The following is a 15,381-nucleotide window of genomic DNA, read 5'->3' as shown; positions in this document are numbered from 1 at the left end:
CGAAGTTGCCGGATCAGCTCGTCGAAGAGCTCGGACCATTCCGACGCAATTTGGCAACCGGTTGCAAGCGGCGATATCAAAGTTTTCCGCTAGGATGAAGGGGCGAGGCACGTATGTCACGGAACACCCGTCGAACGAGATCAGACACTTGTTCAACGCTAAGCCAGCGTCGCGAAGAATGCACGACCCGATGGCAGTTCGAGCACAACAGAGCGAGGTCTTCTAGCTTCGTTGTATCTCCCTCTGTAAGCGTGTGAACGGGTTTGGTATGGTGAACATCAATTAGCCCCTCACCAATCGGCCCATACTTTTCTCGGAAATCGAATCCGCATGCCTCGCAGAACAATCGACCGTGTTTTTTTAGGGCGGCCGTCTTAGCTTGCTCAACGAGTTTGCGACTGCGTTCGCGTACCCGATGCAGTCGTGTCAAGATTCGACCTTCTTCGGCCTCTGCAATAGCGGGATCATCAGCACCGCTAAGCTCGGCGTCGGCGGAGTACCGTTGAATCGCAAGTTTTATCGCCGAGCAGACTATTGCAAGGCGCTCGGAATCACTCGCAAATTCGTTCCACACTTTTTTTTCATCTTTGTTGCCCCGCGTTAGTCCAACTTTACCTTCCTTTGTGTACTCGGGATCGAAGCGACGAAAGTTCATCATCTTCATGTAGACGCCGTTCGGATTACGATAAGTGTCTGGTTCGTCGAGCCCAAGCGCGCACCCCATGTCATTTAGAAGCGACGACAACTCTGCCACTTCGGGGCTGTCTTTCCCTGGTGGTGATGCGCGATGTTGAAGATAGAGTTCAAGGGCGAGGATAAGTTCGTCGCGCATCCATGGCGGATTGCGCCTCGTCCGAGCCCTTTCTGCATCGTCAGTTTGGGTTAGCTGAGCTACCTCGCCAAAACTTGCTGCCCAAGCTTTAACCTTAGATTCTTCATTGGCGAAGACTTTGTCCCACACAAGGCGCGCTCGCCCAGGTAGCCGCTCGGTCTCGCTCAATACGTTGTCGAAGTCGGTTGGCAGCCATACTCGCCCTTGTGCGGCAGCCTGCATCTGATCAACAGGGAAGACCCAGTCTCGGCCTTCCGGCTGCCATGCCTGACTGAACGGCGCAACAGCGGCACAACCAAGTGGAGGCAAATTGCAGAGGAAGCACGCATAGTCAATCCGCGATTGAATATTGCCGCACTGCTGGCCGAAGCGCTTCATATCGTCCATGCCCATGACGCGCGCAGTATCAGCATTCGCAAACGACGGAATATAGCCGCTATTTCTTGCCGCTTGCTCCTTCAGCCAACGCAAGAGAGTTGCAGTTTGTGTCTGAGTCAGCATTGTCATGTTTAACGTAGTCCGAGGAACGTGCGGGCGACGTTTGAAAGTCTACCCAGGTCGATGTGAAGCCCGTCCCGATAGAGTTGCCTCAATATTCGCTGCTCCAGGTCGGCAAGCCCGTGCTCTAGAGCATCTATGTTGTGGCATATATCGTAGGCGGCCAAGTATCCATTCTTCCGAGCAGTGAGAACCTGTCCGATCTTTGGCAGCGTTATGCACCGAGCGACCAGCTCGTTGATTGAGCCCAGCGCGAGCAACTGATCCCGAACGCGATCAATCTGCGACCGAGTTAATTCGACTCGATAGCCTGCCGTAATGGGTACCAAACTCACTCCGAGGAACTCTGCTGGCTGCTCTGGCGCATAGATAACTGACTTCGTACCGGCGGCGACCGGGGGGATCTCTAAGCCGATGCGACCTAACTGCTCTGCACAAAAGGCCGCGAGGGCTTCACATGCATCGCGCGAGTCGGCAAAGAAGATCAGATCATCCGCATAGCGCACAGCGCGGAGGCCGCGCGTTTCGATAGACCGGTCGAAGTCGGCCAGCATGATGTTGGAAAAAAACGGCGAGAGCGGCATACCCTGCCGCACACCTAAGCCCCGCCGGATGCCAAGCTGTTTGATCCGCCGCCCAGTATTTCCTCCGGCCGGCTGAATCTCGCACGAGACCGCACCAAGGAGGGTCTCATGTAGTGAGCGCTCACGAATCGATCGCCGAATCGCCGACGTTAGTCGCGAACGGTCGATACGATCGAAGAAGGATGTGATATCGGTCTTGAAGACCCACGGGTGCTCGGCGCGCAGCGCGCAAGCATCGACAACCGCCTTTTTGACGCCGCGCTTCTTGACGAAGCCGTAGCTCACATTGTTCGCGAATTTGTCCGCGTAGCGCGTCGCGATAAAGTCGAGCAACGCTCGCTGAACGATGCGGTCTCGCACAGTCGGAACGCAAATCAAGCGATCCTTGCCGTTCGACTTAGGAATCAGATGAGGCCGCAGGAGACTGAAACGAAAGCTCTGCTGACGCACATCCCGCACCAATCGATTCAGTTGTCCTTTTTCGTCGGAAAGGAAATCATTGATGGATACGTCATCAACTCCGACCGTATTTCGAGACTGCCGTGAGGTCGCGCTAAGCAGATACCGCCACGCGTCACGTAGCGCGCCTTGCGAGAACACTGTGGAGAAGGCGTTACTTGGCATCTTCCGGTGCTGCGCTGGCGTTGATAGTTCCCCCGGACCAGCGGCTCAAGGCCCCAACGGCATCGTCGTTGCGGACCGCCTCTTGCGACTCGGACCCGCCCCTGATTCCGCCGTTCACGCTCACGCGATCGCTCGCCTTTGCGCAGGTTGCCGATTGGTAACGTGCAGCGCAACCCGCAGAGAAGCCCGTGGGCGCAGCATGTCGACCGAAGCGGCCGCCGAGATGTAAACGCTTCTCATTTCTAGCTCCGTTTCACAGGGTTTGAAACCGGTTGCAAAGGCCACGGCCGCGAGGGCCGCGCAGGCCAGTTTCTTCCCGGCGCGCCGGATGCACTTCTTCAAAGCATCTTGTCGCGACGTTGCCGGCGCGCCCGCCTCCCTGCCCGTGGGGTGCACCACACGTTGCTTAACCGCCTTCCCAACTTGACCGGGGATAGAAGGCGACCCCAAGGCCCCAACGGCATCGTCGTTGCGGACCGCATCTTGCGACTCGGACCCGCCCCTGATTCCGCCGTTCACGCTCACGCGATCGCTCGCCTTTGCGCCAGAGGGCCGATTGGTAACGTGCAGCGCAACCCGCAGAGAAGCCCGTGGGCGCTACCAAACCCGCAAATTGTGCCCGAAAGGGCCGTACCCGACAATATTTGCAGCTCTGTATACCTTTCAGGACAGCACGTTGACGCCGGCAGTCAACACTGATCCTGACGCGTGACTTCACTGCCGTCATCCGTTTCATGGCTTGACGGTATTCTGTAGTAGTCCCTGTTAATCGCAGCGGCTCGAATGGTCCGACACGGTGTATCCCGTTAGCTCCGATGCCTAACCGAGCAGCTTGAGCGTCTTAATCGAATTGCTGCCAATCTTGCGCTGACATTGGACTGCCCACTGCGGCGTACATCACACGGAACCGATTAAGAGCGAACGGCTTCGGCAACCATCGGGCGCCAGAAAGCAGAAAGCCCTCGTACTCGAGGGCTTTCATTTTCACTGCAGTTTCCAAACTTTATTGCGGCGTCTAGCTCGGATTTTCCAATCTTTATTGCACTTTCCAAACTATATTGTCACGCTACACTGGGCTTACGCGCCGAAATTCTTCGCAGCGAAGTCCCAGTTCACGATGTTCCAGAACGCTTCGACAAACTTCGGACGCGCGTTGCGGTAGTCGATGTAGTAAGCGTGTTCCCACACGTCGATCGTGAGGAGCGGCTTCGCATCGGTCGTGAGCGGCGTGGCGGCGTTGCTGGTCGAAACCAGATCGAGCGAGCCATCGGCCTTCTTCACGAGCCATGCCCAGCCCGAGCCGAACGTGCCGACTGCCGTTGCCGTGAACGCTTCCTTGAACTTGTCGTAGGAACCCCACTTCGCGTTGATCGCGTCGCCGAGCGCGCCCGTCGGTGCGCCGCCGCCGTTCGGCGAGAGGCTGTTCCAGAAGAACGTGTGATTCCAGATTTGCGCTGCGTTGTTGAAGACGCCGCCCGACGACTTCTTCACGATCTCTTCGAGCGACAGGCTCTCGAACTCGGTGCCCGGAATCAGCTTGTTCAGGTTGGTCACATAAGTCTGATGATGCTTGCCATAGTGAAACTCGAGCGTCTCTTCCGACATGTGCGGGGCGAGTGCGTTCTTCGCGTACGGCAGCGGCGGGAGCGTATGTTCCATGATGCTGTTCCTTCTATCGAGTTTGTGGGGATTGGCGACTGACGCTTTGGAGCACTGGATTGTAGGCGACTTGGAATAACCCCGCAAACCAGTGGTCTTTTATAGCGAACATCGTTCGCGCCTGCTGGGGATGAAGCGTAAATAGTGCTCATCGAGCAGACGCGGACCTTGCAAAAACGGCTGCGTCAAAGGCTATCGGAAAGGCGCGGCTGAATGTCGGCGAGCGCGATGTCGGCCGACCCTTCTGCGAGATGGACTGTCAGACGGCGGTTGAGTTTCAGCGCAGATGGCGAGCGCACCGCACGGCCGTTCTGCGCATCGAGCAGCGCCGCATAGCCGCGCTCGAGCGTGCGTTTCGGGCTCAGCACTTCGAGTCTTGCGGCCAGCGTTTCGACGCGTGCGGTCTGCCGTTCGTGATGCCGAAGCGCGGCGCTTTCGAGCCGCTGCGCGAGCCCCGCCAATGCATTGCGATGCATCGCGAGATCGGGCCGCCAGCGCTGCCAGCGCAACTGCACGAGCGCGAAACGCGCACGCGCATCGCGCACCGGACGCGCCCCGGCCGACGCCAGCCTCACCTGCAACTGCTGCAAGTGCGTGCGCTGCCGCTGCAAACGCTCCGCCGGGCTCACGAGCCGGCGCGCGAGCCAGTCGAGCTGCTGCGCGCGGCGCTCCATCATGCGGCCGAAGCTGCGGGCGATCGTGGCGTGTCGATGGTCGAGATCGCGCAGCAGGAGCGCCCGCTGCGGGCTGACGAGTTCGGCGGCGCCGGTGGGCGTCGGCGCGCGCACGTCGGCGGCAAAATCGGCGATCGTGAAATCGGTCTCATGGCCGACGCCGCTCACCACCGGCAACTCGCTCGCCGCGATCGCCCGCGCCAGCGCCTCTTCGTTGAACGCCCATAAGTCCTCGATCGACCCGCCCCCTCGACAGACGATCAACACCTCCACCTCGCGCCTCGCATTCGCGGTCTCGACCATCGCCGCGACTTTCTCGCTCGCGCCCACGCCCTGCACGGGCGCCGGATAGACGATCACCGGAATATGCGGGGCGCGGCGCGCCAACGTCGTGAGCACATCGCGCAGTGCCGCGGCCTGCAACGACGTGACGATGCCGATCGCGCGCGGGTGCGCCGGCAAGGCGCGCTTGCGTTCGGCGGCGAAGAGTCCTTCGGCTTCGAGCTGCGCCTTGAGCCGCAGGAACGCTTCATACAGGCGCCCCTGCCCGGTGCGCCGCACCGCCTCGACGTTCAGCTGCAGTTCGCCGCGCGGCTCGTACATCGTGACGAGCGCGCGCACCTCGATCTTGTCGCCTTCGCGCGGCGTGAACTCGGCGTACTGCGCGCGGCCGCGGAACATCACGCAGCGCATCTGCGCCTGCGCGTCCTTGATCGAGAAGTACCAGTGACCGCTCGCCGCACGCGTGAAATTCGACACTTCGCCCGACACCCAGACGAGCGGAAAGGTCCGCTCGAGCATCGTGCTGATCGCGCGATTGAGCGCCGAAACCGGCACGACGGCGTCGCTTCCAAACGGGCCGGCCGAGCTTCCGGCGCGCTGTCCGGGGGAAGAAAAAGGGGTATCCGATTGCATGGAGAACGATGAAATTCCTGACCGGACAGACAATAGACCGGCCGGTAACCCGCGTCCAGAGCGGCGGAGCAAATGATGGGAAGTTTCCACATTGATGCGCGGCAACAGCAAAACGGCGAGACTCATTGCCGCAGCAAGCACGCTCGTCGCAAGCCATTGATTTACAACGATTTAACATTCGTAGGACCAAAGCGCTTGCCGATGAAAGGCTTGATTTTCCGGGCTCGCGGCCTTTTCGGGCTAAAGTTCTTCACAGAGTTATCCACAGGCACGCGAGCGCGTCGACCACCGTGCGACCCGCGGCGTGCGAGCCGCGGCGCGACTTGCCCGATCAAAGCCAGCCGCGCTAGAGTGCCGGGTTCCGAAGCCGTTTGGGTGCCAGATGCGTGCCCGAAGCCCGACGGCCGCCTTCACTGAATCCAGCATGCAACACACTGCGTCGATGAACCGCCTCGCCTCCCGTCTGGAAGCGCGCCTCACGCGCGAATGGCAGCGCCGCGGCGCGCTCGCGTGGGCGCTGCTCCCGTTCGCCTGCGTGTTCGGCGCCGTCGCCGCGCTGCGCCGCATGAGCTTCGCATTCGGGTGGCAAAAGCGCGTGCCGATCGGCGTGCCGGTCGTGATCGTCGGCAATGTGACCGTCGGCGGAACCGGCAAGACGCCGACCGTCATTGCCCTCGTCGAAGCCTTGCGCTCGGCCGGCTTCACGCCCGGCGTCGTATCGCGCGGCTATCGCGCGAAAATCAAGGGGCCCGCTGCCGTCACGCCGTCATCGTCCCCGGATCAGGCTGGCGACGAGCCGCTGCTGATCGCCCGCCGCACCGGCGCGCCGGTATTCGTGTGCCCGGACCGCGTCGCGGCGGCCCTCGCACTGCTCGCCGCCCATCGCGACATCGACGTGATCGTCAGCGACGACGGCCTCCAGCACTACCGTCTCGCGCGCGATGTCGAGCTCGTCGTGTTCGATCAGCGCCTCGGCGGCAACGGCTTTCTGCTGCCGGCCGGGCCACTGCGCGAACCGCTCTCGCGCCGGCGCGACGCGACGCTCATCAACAGCCCGTATCAGCGCACGCTGCCCGCGTGGCCGAACACCTACGCACTGAATCTCACGCCCGGCGACGCCTGGCACCTCGCCAACCCGGCCCTGCGGCGCCCGCTTACGCAGTTCGCGAACCAGCGCGTGCTGGCGGCAGCGGGCATCGGCTCGCCCGAGCGTTTTTTTGCGACGCTGCGCGCGGCAGGCCTATCGCCGGCTACGCGCGCGTTGCCCGACCACTACGCGTTTCACGACAATCCGTTCGTCGATGCCGACGCCGATGCCATCCTGATAACCGAAAAGGATGCGGTAAAATTAGGGACTTGGCGCGACGCGCGGATCTGGGTCGTTCCCGTCGAAGCCGCGCTGGACCCTCGCCTCATCGCCCTAGTTGTGGAGAAACTCCGTGGACGCTCGCCTGCTTGAAATTCTCGTTTGCCCCATTTGCAAGGGGCCGCTCAGCTACGACCGCTCCGCGCAGGAACTGATCTGCAATGCCGACAAGCTCGCGTATCCGATCCGCGACGGCATCCCGGTGATGCTGGTCGACGAAGCGCGCCAGACGGTCGAAGGCACGCCGGTCGAGCCGCTCAATCCGTCGTCCGGGTCCTGACTCTCCCTGCTGCGCTTCCCTTCGATGACCGCTACCGCTCGCTCCAACGTACCGCCCTTCGTGGCCGTCGTGCCGGCCCGCCTCGCGTCCACGCGCCTGCCTGAGAAACCGCTCGCCGACATCGGCGGCAAGCCGATGGTCGTGCGCGTCGCCGAGCGCGCGCGCGAGTCGGGCGCCGAGCAAGTGCTGATCGCAACCGACGCCCCCAGCGTGCTCGACGCCGCCCGCGCGCACGGGATCGACGCGCTTTTGACGCGCGCCGACCACCCGTCGGGCACCGACCGCCTTGCCGAAGTCGCCGCGCACTTCGGCTGGAGCGACGACACGATCGTCGTCAACGTGCAAGGCGACGAACCGCTGATCGACCCGGCGCTCGTGCGCGGCGTAGCGGCGCACCTCGCTGCGAACGCCGATTGCGCGATCGCCACCGCGGCGCACCCGATTTCCGATCCCGCCGAAGTCTTCAGCCCGAACGTCGTGAAGGTCGTGCTCGACAAGCGCGGCGTCGCGCTGTATTTCTCGCGCGCGCCGATCCCCTGGATGCGCGACGCGTATCAACCGCATTGGTCGGCGGCCGAACCGAACGTCGCGGACCTCGCTGCCATGCCCGCGCCGCCGGCCGACACCGTGTTCCGCCACATCGGCCTGTACGCCTATCGCGCGCGTTTCCTGCGCACCTACCCCACGCTCGCGCAAGCGCCGATCGAGCACACCGAAGTGCTCGAGCAATTGCGCGCGATGTGGCACGGCGAGCGCATTGCGGTGCTCGTCACGCATGAAGCACCCGCACCGGGCGTCGATACGCCGGCCGATCTGGAACGCGTAAGGTCCCTTTTTCGGTCTGAAAGCTAACAACCCATGGCATAATCAGTTTCGATTGCGCGAGCCATCCGAAACTTTCGGCCATTAGGTTTCCCTCTCGTTTGCCCTGCCACCCGCCTCTGAGCGCCGTCCCACGGATGCGCTGCCGGAAGGCGGGCCGCCCTTTTTGCGCGACTGGAGCAACGAGTCTTGCGGACGCCTTTGGGCCTCGCGACGCAGAATTCACATACGATTCGGAGATATCACCATGCGTTTGATCCTGTTGGGCGCGCCCGGCGCGGGCAAGGGCACCCAGGCAAACTTCATCAAGGAAAAATTCGGGATTCCGCAGATTTCCACCGGCGACATGCTGCGCGCGGCGGTCAAGGCGGGCACGCCGCTCGGCCTCGAAGCGAAGCGCTACATGGACGCGGGCGAGCTCGTCACGGATGAACTCATCATCAATCTCGTCAAAGAACGCCTGCAAGCGCCGGATTGCGCAAACGGCTATCTGTTCGACGGCTTTCCGCGCACGCTGCCGCAAGCGGAAGCGATGAAGGAAGCGGGCGTCGCGATCGATTACGTGCTCGAAATCGACGTGCCGTTCGACGAGATCATCGTCCGCATGAGCGGCCGCCGCACGCACCCGGCATCGGGCCGCACGTACCACGTGAAGTTCAATCCGCCGAAAGTCGAGGGCAAGGACGACGTGACGGGCGAGCCGCTGATCCAGCGCGATGACGACAAGGAAGAGACGGTGAAGAAGCGCCTCGACGTGTACGTTGCGCAAACGAAACCGCTGATCGACTACTACAACCAGTGGGCGCAGCGCGGTGCCGAGAACGGCTTGAACGCGCCGGAATACCGCCGCATCTCGGGCATCGGTTCGGTCGATGAAATTCGTCAGCGCGTGTTCGATGCGCTGAAGTGATCGCACCCGCTTCACTTCTGCCTCGACCCATGCTGCACACGTTGCAGCACAAAAAACCCGCCCTGAACCGGCGGGTTTTTTTATGGCAAGCGACAATACCGGCGCTCAATCCGGCTCGACGAACGGCTGCGCGAACCCAAGCGCCAAAACGTCGCACCTCGCGGCAACCATCCTATGCCCGGGCGCATCGAGCCATTACAATCGTCGCTTTCGCAATACCAACGAAAACGGCGAAGCAACCCATTCTTTACCCAGGAAAAGGAGCAGCAAGATGGAGATTCGCGGCAACGCATTTCTGATTACCGGCGGCGCGTCCGGCCTCGGCGCAGCCACCGCGCGCCTGTTGGCGGAGCACGGCGGCAAGGTCGTGATCGCCGACCTGAACGAAAGTGCGGGCACTGCGCTGGCGAAGGAACTCGGCGGCGTGTTCGTCAAATGCGACGTGACGCGCGAAGAAGACGCGACGCAGGCCGTCGCGGCGGCGACCCAGCTCGGCACGCTCTCCGGGCTCGTGAACTGCGCGGGCGTCGCGCCCGCGATCAAGACCGTCGGCAAGGACGGCCCGCACCCGCTCGACGCCTTCGCAAAGACCGTCTCGATCAATCTGATCGGCACCTTCAACGTGCTGCGCCTGGCAGCGGCGGCGATGGCCAAGAACGAGCCGAACGCGAACGGCGAGCGCGGCGTGATCATCAACACGGCGTCGGTCGCGGCGTTCGACGGGCAAATCGGCCAAGCGGCCTATGCCGCCTCGAAGAGCGGCGTGGCCGGCATGACGCTGCCGATCGCACGCGACCTGTCGCGCAACGCGATCCGCGTGATGACGATCGCTCCCGGCATCTTCGAGACGCCGATGCTGCTCGGCATGCCGCAGGAAGTGCAGGACGCGCTCGGCGCGATGGTGCCGTTCCCCCCGCGCCTCGGCAAACCCATCGAGTACGCGATGCTCGTCAAGCAGATCCTCGACAACACGATGCTGAACGGCGAAGTGATTCGTCTCGACGGGGCAATCCGGATGCAACCCAAGTAACGCATCGATCTGACTTCGGCGCGAAAAAAAAGCCTGCGGTGCGCGGTAAGCGCCTCGCAGGCTTTTACTTTTGATGCGGCATCTCGTCAATCAGCCGCAACCTCGCGACAATCAGTCGTCGCCTTGATGCGTGCGTTGCCGCAGCTCGTGCAACTGGGATTCGACAACCGTCGCATCGTCCGCATCGGGACAATCGCCGAGGTAGCGCTCGAGATCCTCCAGCGCCGGCCGCAGATAATCGAGCCGCGCGTAAGCGAAGCCGCGATCGCGCACTTCTTCGATGTTCTCCGGCAGCAGGATCACGAGCCGCTCCTGTACCGCCAAGAGGCGCTGCCAGCGCTCCGTCTGCAAATACACCGCTTTCAGATTGCGCAGCATGCGCGCGACGATCTCGCGGCGCGAGGCGGGCTGCAGCAGCACGCGCAGCGCACTGCCGATCGATTCGCCCGAACGCGTGATATACGGCTCGAGCATGTCGACCATCTGCGCTTCGGAAAGCGATTGCCCCGTGGTCGGATCCAGCATCACGTCGCCTTCGGGCAGGCTCACGCGCATCAGGAAATGCCCGGGAAACGATACGCCCCTCACCGGCACGCCGATCTGCTCGCCCATTTCGAGGTACAGCACCGCCAGCGAAATCGGAATGCCGCGCCGGCGCTTGAGCACGATGTTCAGATGGCTGTTGTCGGGATCGTAGTAGTCGTTCAGATTGCTGCTGAAACCGAGCTCGCGGAAGAAGAAGCGGTTCAGCGTGCTGACCTTTTCGCGCAAATCGGCGTCGTCGGGCAGGCGCCGTTTCAGGCGCAACACCAGTTCGTCGATTTCGGCCAACGTGCCTTGCAGATCGACATCCGGATACGCATCTTGCGCGAGCGAAAGCGCCGTCTCGGTGAGCGGGAGGCTGTCGTCGTCGGCGACGAGCGTGCTGAAGTAGTCGAGAACGCGTGTCATCGTGGTCACTTCACTCGTCTTCTGAAATAGGCGTATTTGAAACCCATCAGCCACAACATACCGAAGTAAAGCGCAGCGAACAGGACAAGACAAGCCGCGAGCAGCACGATCCGCTCCACCGGACGGTGATGCAGGCCGATCCAGTCGAAGTTCACGGCGAACCAGTGCATCGTGCCCGCCAGCACCAGCGACGCGCCCAGCAACTGCACGAAGAAATGCGGCCACCCGCTCGATGGAGTATAGATGCCGCGCTTGCGCAAGCCGAGGAACAGAAGCAACGCGTTCACGCACGCGCCAAGCCCGACCGAGAGCGTGAGCCCCGCGTGCGCGAAGATCGGCACGAACACGTAGTTCGAGAGCTGCGTCACGACCAGCACGCCGACGCCGATCTTCACCGGCGTCTTGATGTCCTGCTTCGCGTAGAAGCCCGGCGCGAGGATCTTGATGAGAATGAGGCCGATCAGGCCGATGCCGTACGCCGCGAGCGCGCGCCCGACCATCACGACCGAGTTCGCGTCGAAGCGGCCGTAGTGAAAGAGCGTCGCCGTCAGCGGCTCGGCGAAGAAGAAGAGCGCGAGCGCGCTCGGCGCCGCGAGCAGGAACGTGACGCGCAAGCCCCAGTCGAGCAGCGACGAGTACTCGTGCGCGTCGGCATCGACGTGCGCTTTCGACAGGCTCGGCAGCAGGATCGTCCCGAGCGCGACGCCGAGGAGCGCGGTCGGAAACTCCATGAGCCGGTCGGCGTAGTTGATCCACGACACCGCGCCCTGCCCCAGCCGCGACGCAATGTTCGTATTGATGATGAGGCTCAATTGCGCGACGGAGACCGCGAAGGTCGCCGGCACCATCTTCACGAGCACCCGCTTGACGCCGCGGTGGGCGAGCGCGCCGAGCGGATTGAAGCCGATGCGCGGCGCCATGTCGATTTTCTTCAAGCCCGGCAACTGCACGAGAAACTGCAGCAAGCCGCCGACGATCACCGCCCAAGCCAGCGCATAGACCGGCACCTTCAAGTGCGGCGCGACGAACACGGCCGCCGCGATGAACGCGACGTTGAGCAGCACCGGCGCGAACGCGGGCAATGAAAAGCTCTTGTAAGTGTTGAGCACGCCGGACGCGAGCGTCGTCAGCGAGATGAAGATGATGTACGGGAACATGATCCGCGTCATCGCGACGGCCAGCGGGAATGCCTGGCCGTCGGCGCGCAGGCCCGACGCGACCGCGAACACGACCCACGACGCCCCCGCGACCCCGACGATCGAAAGAATCGCGAGCGACCACGCGAGCACGGTCGACATGGCGTCGACTAGCGCTTTCGTCGCATCGTGGCCTTGCTGGTTCTTGAACTCGGCGAGGATCGGCACGAAGGCTTGCGAGAACGCGCCTTCGGCGGAAAGCCGCCGCAGCAGATTGGGGATACGGAACGCGACGTAGAACGCGTCGGTGTATTGGCTTGCGCCGAACGCGCGGGCGATCAGCGTCTCGCGGGCCAGTCCGGTCACGCGCGACAGCAGCGTGAAGCCGCTGACCGTCAGCAGGGCTCGGAATAGATTCATGGGGCGCCTATTATACGGGTCGATACGGGTCACGGACCCGCTCGCCTCCCGATTGATTGGATTGATTGCCCGTTATTGATTCGCCGCCTCGCGCCGGGGTTCGCCGCACGCCTCTGCGGCACGCGTCGATTGCGCAATTTCCTGGCATCCGTCCGTACCGGCACGCCGCTGAGCGGTTCCGGCGCAGCCCAGTCGGCAACCCCGTCTCGATGGTTGCCACGTGTCTGATTTTGTTGCTATAATCGCCCGTTTCGAAGCTTGGCCGTGCCGTTTTTGAGCCGGCTTCGCCAATGTGATTCAGGTTTTTTGCGCTCCTGGGCAATCGCTCCCAGGGGTTTGGATCGAAAAGCAGCGCTTGACCGACTAGCCCGCAGCCTCGCTGCCTCGGCCTATTCGGTCAAGCACTGGAAACAGGAACAGGATAAGGAACCCTCATGGCTAACTCCGCACAAGCACGCAAGCGCGCCCGCCAGGCCGCCAAGGCCAACTCGCACAACTCCGCGCTGCGTTCGAAGTACCGCACCGCAGTCAAGGCCGTTCGCAAGGCAATCGAAGCCGGCGATCAAGCCAAGGCCGCTGAAGTCTTCAAGCTGTCGGCAAAGACGCTCGACATCATCGCTGACAAGAAGATCGTTCACAAGAACAAGGCAGCTCGCCATAAGAGCCGCCTGGCTGCAGCCATCAAGGGCCTGCAAGCTCCCGCGCAGTAAATCTGGTCGGCCTGCCTACCGGCGGGCCACCTCCTGTTTCCGCTGCGACGTAAAAAAGCCCGCGTTGGCATGGCCTTCGCGGGCTTTTCTTCGTCTATACGATCCGTCTCGATCTGCTTGCGGCGAGCGACGTCGGCACATCACCCTTCATCCATGCCGGCCAGCGCCGCCGACCGGCAAATGGCGCCCGGCCTTAGCCGGTGCGTTGTTGCTGCTGGGTGCCGTGATTCGCCGGCAGCTCGCAAGCCTCCGTCACCACGAGATTGTTGTCTTTGGCGAAGTTCAGGACGAAATCGAACGCCATGGGTTCGATTTCGCGCAGCCGCGAATCGAGGATCACGCACTTGAGATCGCCGAGCAGCGTCGGCCGCACATAGCGCGAGTACTGCAAACGGGCATTGGGGCCCTGCGCGCCGGGCCCGAAACACGACATCACACCGGCCAGGCGCTCCGACCAATCGCTCGGCCGAAACTTCTTTCCGTCCTTCGTGATGCCTTGAATGAAATATTCGGTAAAGGGGGCTTCGGCCATGTAGGAATACCCAAGTATCTAGCCCAGCGAAGTGCCGGCGAACAAGACCGCCTGAACACGATGAACACGAAGCATTGAGGGCGAACCAGCACCTGAAGAGGGCCGCGATCGCAATCTGCGCGGTACGACTGACGGGGTTCGAGCCCCGGTTGCGACACCGGTGTCCCGCAAGCACAAAACCGGCCTGCCGGGCGTGAAAAATCCCGGGAATTATACCGCAGCGAACATTTTTCCGCACTGCACATAGAACGGTTCCAAGCACCGCCCAAGACGGGAACGAACCTGTATGAACGACGCCTGCACGGGCATTCCGCCACCTTTGTACTGACTCGTCAAACCGTTAAAAATCCTTTATGCTGCCTTGAGTTACCACATCTGACGGCGGCGCCGTCCGGCTTTTCCGGCCGGGTGAAACCGCCGTATTTCGTTTCATGACCGCCAAGAACATTCGCCACTACCTGCAGTTCAACGATTTCTCGCTGGATGAATACGAGTACGTGCTCGAACGCGCGCGCATCCTGAAACGCAAGTTCAAGAACTACGAGACCTATCACCCGCTGCACGACCGCACGCTCGCGATGATCTTCGAGAAGAACTCGACGCGCACGCGCCTCTCGTTCGAAGCCGGCATCTTCCAGCTCGGCGGCCACGCGGTCTTCATGAGCACGCGCGATACGCAGCTCGGCCGCGGCGAACCGATCGAAGACGCCGCGCAGGTGATTTCGCGCATGGTCGACATCATCATGATCCGCACGTTCGGCCAGGACATCATCCGCCGCTTCGCCGAAAACTCGCGCGTGCCGGTCATCAACGGCCTGACCAACGAATACCACCCGTGCCAGGTGCTGGCCGACATCTTCACGTACTACGAGCAACGCGGCCCGATTCGCGGCAAGACGGTCGCGTGGGTCGGCGACGCAAACAACATGCTCTACACGTGGATTGAAGCTGCGCAGATTCTCGGCTTCAAGATGAACATTTCGACGCCGCCGGGCTACAAGCTCGATCACGCGCTCGTCGCCAAGGAAAGCGCGCCGTTCTATGAAGAGTTCGGCGATCCGAACGAAGCGTGCGCGAACGCCGACCTCGTCACGACCGACGTTTGGACCAGCATGGGCTTCGAAGCCGAGAACGAGGCGCGCAAGGCCGCGTTCGCCGACTGGTGCGTCGACGCAAAAATGATGGCCCGCGCGAAACCCGACGCGCTCTTCATGCACTGCCTGCCCGCTCACCGTGGCGAGGAAGTGAGCGCCGAGGTGATCGACGGTCCGCAAAGCGTCGTGTGGGATGAAGCCGAGAACCGTCTGCACGTGCAAAAAGCGCTGATGGAGTTCCTGATGCTCGGCAAGCTGAATCACTGATTTCGCGCGCCGCTCAGCGTGAAAAAGCCTCGCCGGCTGGCGAGGCTTTTTTGTGGCTTACGTTTGTACTTACGCAC

At 62.2% G+C, this 15,381-nt stretch carries 14 protein-coding genes; 7 read left to right on the top strand and 7 right to left on the bottom strand.

The features are described 5' to 3' along the window. Nucleotides 1-76: 76 nt before the first annotated feature. The 4 genes from FAZ95_RS39725 to xseA form a co-directional block, all read right to left on the bottom strand. The gene (locus tag FAZ95_RS39725) at nucleotides 77-1,339 is read right to left on the bottom strand and encodes an HNH endonuclease (protein WP_217497425.1); all 1,263 of its coding nucleotides are present in this window, start codon (nucleotides 1,337-1,339) and stop codon (nucleotides 77-79) included. 2 nt (nucleotides 1,340-1,341) lie between these two features. Next, nucleotides 1,342-2,538 carry a reverse transcriptase domain-containing protein gene (locus FAZ95_RS04045; protein WP_137331274.1) on the bottom strand — a complete coding sequence of 399 codons (1,197 nt, stop codon included), beginning with the start codon at nucleotides 2,536-2,538 and terminating at the stop codon, nucleotides 1,342-1,344. A gap of 1,077 nt (nucleotides 2,539-3,615) precedes the next feature. Continuing rightward, nucleotides 3,616-4,197: a superoxide dismutase [Fe] gene (gene sodB / locus FAZ95_RS04040; RefSeq protein WP_137331273.1), complete on the bottom strand. Its 582-nt coding sequence runs from the start codon at nucleotides 4,195-4,197 to the stop codon at nucleotides 3,616-3,618. 185 nt (nucleotides 4,198-4,382) lie between these two features. Next, complete coding sequence (gene xseA, locus FAZ95_RS04035; RefSeq protein WP_137331272.1) at nucleotides 4,383-5,786, bottom strand: exodeoxyribonuclease VII large subunit; 1,404 nt, start codon at nucleotides 5,784-5,786, stop codon at nucleotides 4,383-4,385. Nucleotides 5,787-6,228: 442 nt separating this feature from the next. On the opposite strand from xseA, the gene lpxK reads away from it, so the two are divergent. The 5 genes from lpxK to FAZ95_RS04010 all read left to right on the top strand — a co-directional run bounded on the left by lpxK (nucleotide 6,229) and on the right by FAZ95_RS04010 (nucleotide 10,194). Continuing rightward, nucleotides 6,229-7,245, top strand: a complete 1,017-nt coding sequence (gene lpxK, locus FAZ95_RS04030) for a tetraacyldisaccharide 4'-kinase (RefSeq protein WP_137334412.1) — start codon at nucleotides 6,229-6,231, stop codon at nucleotides 7,243-7,245. Further along, entirely contained in the window at nucleotides 7,226-7,432 is a 207-nt protein-coding gene (locus FAZ95_RS04025) for a Trm112 family protein (protein WP_137331271.1), read from the top strand. The genes lpxK and FAZ95_RS04025 overlap by 20 nt, the downstream gene beginning before the upstream one ends. A gap of 24 nt (nucleotides 7,433-7,456) precedes the next feature. Then, on the top strand, nucleotides 7,457-8,284 hold the full coding sequence (gene kdsB, locus FAZ95_RS04020) for a 3-deoxy-manno-octulosonate cytidylyltransferase (protein ID WP_137331270.1): 828 nt from the start codon (nucleotides 7,457-7,459) through the stop codon (nucleotides 8,282-8,284). Between the two features lie 217 nt (nucleotides 8,285-8,501). After that, nucleotides 8,502-9,164: an adenylate kinase gene (gene adk, locus FAZ95_RS04015; RefSeq protein WP_137331269.1), complete on the top strand. Its 663-nt coding sequence runs from the start codon at nucleotides 8,502-8,504 to the stop codon at nucleotides 9,162-9,164. Nucleotides 9,165-9,435: 271 nt separating this feature from the next. After that, nucleotides 9,436-10,194: a 3-hydroxyacyl-CoA dehydrogenase gene (locus tag FAZ95_RS04010; protein ID WP_137331268.1), complete on the top strand. Its 759-nt coding sequence runs from the start codon at nucleotides 9,436-9,438 to the stop codon at nucleotides 10,192-10,194. 111 nt (nucleotides 10,195-10,305) lie between these two features. Here FAZ95_RS04010 and FAZ95_RS04005 read toward each other — a convergent pair whose 3' ends face one another. After that, the gene (locus FAZ95_RS04005; protein ID WP_137331267.1) at nucleotides 10,306-11,145 is read right to left on the bottom strand and encodes a SirB1 family protein; all 840 of its coding nucleotides are present in this window, start codon (nucleotides 11,143-11,145) and stop codon (nucleotides 10,306-10,308) included. 5 nt (nucleotides 11,146-11,150) lie between these two features. Continuing rightward, nucleotides 11,151-12,767, bottom strand: coding sequence for a murein biosynthesis integral membrane protein MurJ (gene murJ / locus FAZ95_RS04000; protein WP_367872599.1), 1,617 nt, complete (start codon nucleotides 12,765-12,767; stop codon nucleotides 11,151-11,153). A gap of 368 nt (nucleotides 12,768-13,135) precedes the next feature. Between murJ and rpsT the strand changes: the two genes are divergently transcribed. Further along, nucleotides 13,136-13,411, top strand: a complete 276-nt coding sequence (gene rpsT, locus FAZ95_RS03995; protein ID WP_137331265.1) for a 30S ribosomal protein S20 — start codon at nucleotides 13,136-13,138, stop codon at nucleotides 13,409-13,411. A 193-nt stretch (nucleotides 13,412-13,604) separates the two neighbouring features. On the opposite strand, the gene FAZ95_RS03990 is transcribed toward rpsT, so the two are convergent. Continuing rightward, nucleotides 13,605-13,943, bottom strand: a complete 339-nt coding sequence (locus FAZ95_RS03990; RefSeq protein WP_137331264.1) for a DUF3579 domain-containing protein — start codon at nucleotides 13,941-13,943, stop codon at nucleotides 13,605-13,607. A gap of 431 nt (nucleotides 13,944-14,374) precedes the next feature. On the opposite strand from FAZ95_RS03990, the gene argF reads away from it, so the two are divergent. Next, nucleotides 14,375-15,304, top strand: a complete 930-nt coding sequence (argF, locus tag FAZ95_RS03985) for an ornithine carbamoyltransferase (protein ID WP_137331263.1) — start codon at nucleotides 14,375-14,377, stop codon at nucleotides 15,302-15,304. The last annotated feature ends 77 nt before the right edge of the window (nucleotides 15,305-15,381 follow it).

Origin of the sequence: Trinickia violacea (genome assembly GCF_005280735.1) — a bacterium.
Lineage (GTDB): Bacteria > Pseudomonadota > Gammaproteobacteria > Burkholderiales > Burkholderiaceae > Trinickia_A > Trinickia_A violacea.
Note: the sequence above shows the minus strand (reverse complement) of the source record. Positions and strands in the feature narration are given on the sequence as shown.

What these genes read in the sequence shown, in the direction of transcription:
- FAZ95_RS39725 (WP_217497425.1), bottom strand. Translation starts at nt 1,339, where the DNA reads ATGACAATGCTGACTCAGACACAAACTGCAACTCTCTTGCGTTGGCTG.
- FAZ95_RS04045 (WP_137331274.1), bottom strand. Translation starts at nt 2,538, where the DNA reads ATGCCAAGTAACGCCTTCTCCACAGTGTTCTCGCAAGGCGCGCTACGT.
- sodB (WP_137331273.1), bottom strand. Translation starts at nt 4,197, where the DNA reads ATGGAACATACGCTCCCGCCGCTGCCGTACGCGAAGAACGCACTCGCC.
- xseA (WP_137331272.1), bottom strand. Translation starts at nt 5,786, where the DNA reads ATGCAATCGGATACCCCTTTTTCTTCCCCCGGACAGCGCGCCGGAAGC.
- lpxK (WP_137334412.1), top strand. Translation starts at nt 6,229, where the DNA reads ATGAACCGCCTCGCCTCCCGTCTGGAAGCGCGCCTCACGCGCGAATGG.
- kdsB (WP_137331270.1), top strand. Translation starts at nt 7,457, where the DNA reads ATGACCGCTACCGCTCGCTCCAACGTACCGCCCTTCGTGGCCGTCGTG.
- adk (WP_137331269.1), top strand. Translation starts at nt 8,502, where the DNA reads ATGCGTTTGATCCTGTTGGGCGCGCCCGGCGCGGGCAAGGGCACCCAG.
- FAZ95_RS04010 (WP_137331268.1), top strand. Translation starts at nt 9,436, where the DNA reads ATGGAGATTCGCGGCAACGCATTTCTGATTACCGGCGGCGCGTCCGGC.
- FAZ95_RS04005 (WP_137331267.1), bottom strand. Translation starts at nt 11,145, where the DNA reads ATGACACGCGTTCTCGACTACTTCAGCACGCTCGTCGCCGACGACGAC.
- rpsT (WP_137331265.1), top strand. Translation starts at nt 13,136, where the DNA reads ATGGCTAACTCCGCACAAGCACGCAAGCGCGCCCGCCAGGCCGCCAAG.
- FAZ95_RS03990 (WP_137331264.1), bottom strand. Translation starts at nt 13,943, where the DNA reads ATGGCCGAAGCCCCCTTTACCGAATATTTCATTCAAGGCATCACGAAG.
- argF (WP_137331263.1), top strand. Translation starts at nt 14,375, where the DNA reads ATGACCGCCAAGAACATTCGCCACTACCTGCAGTTCAACGATTTCTCG.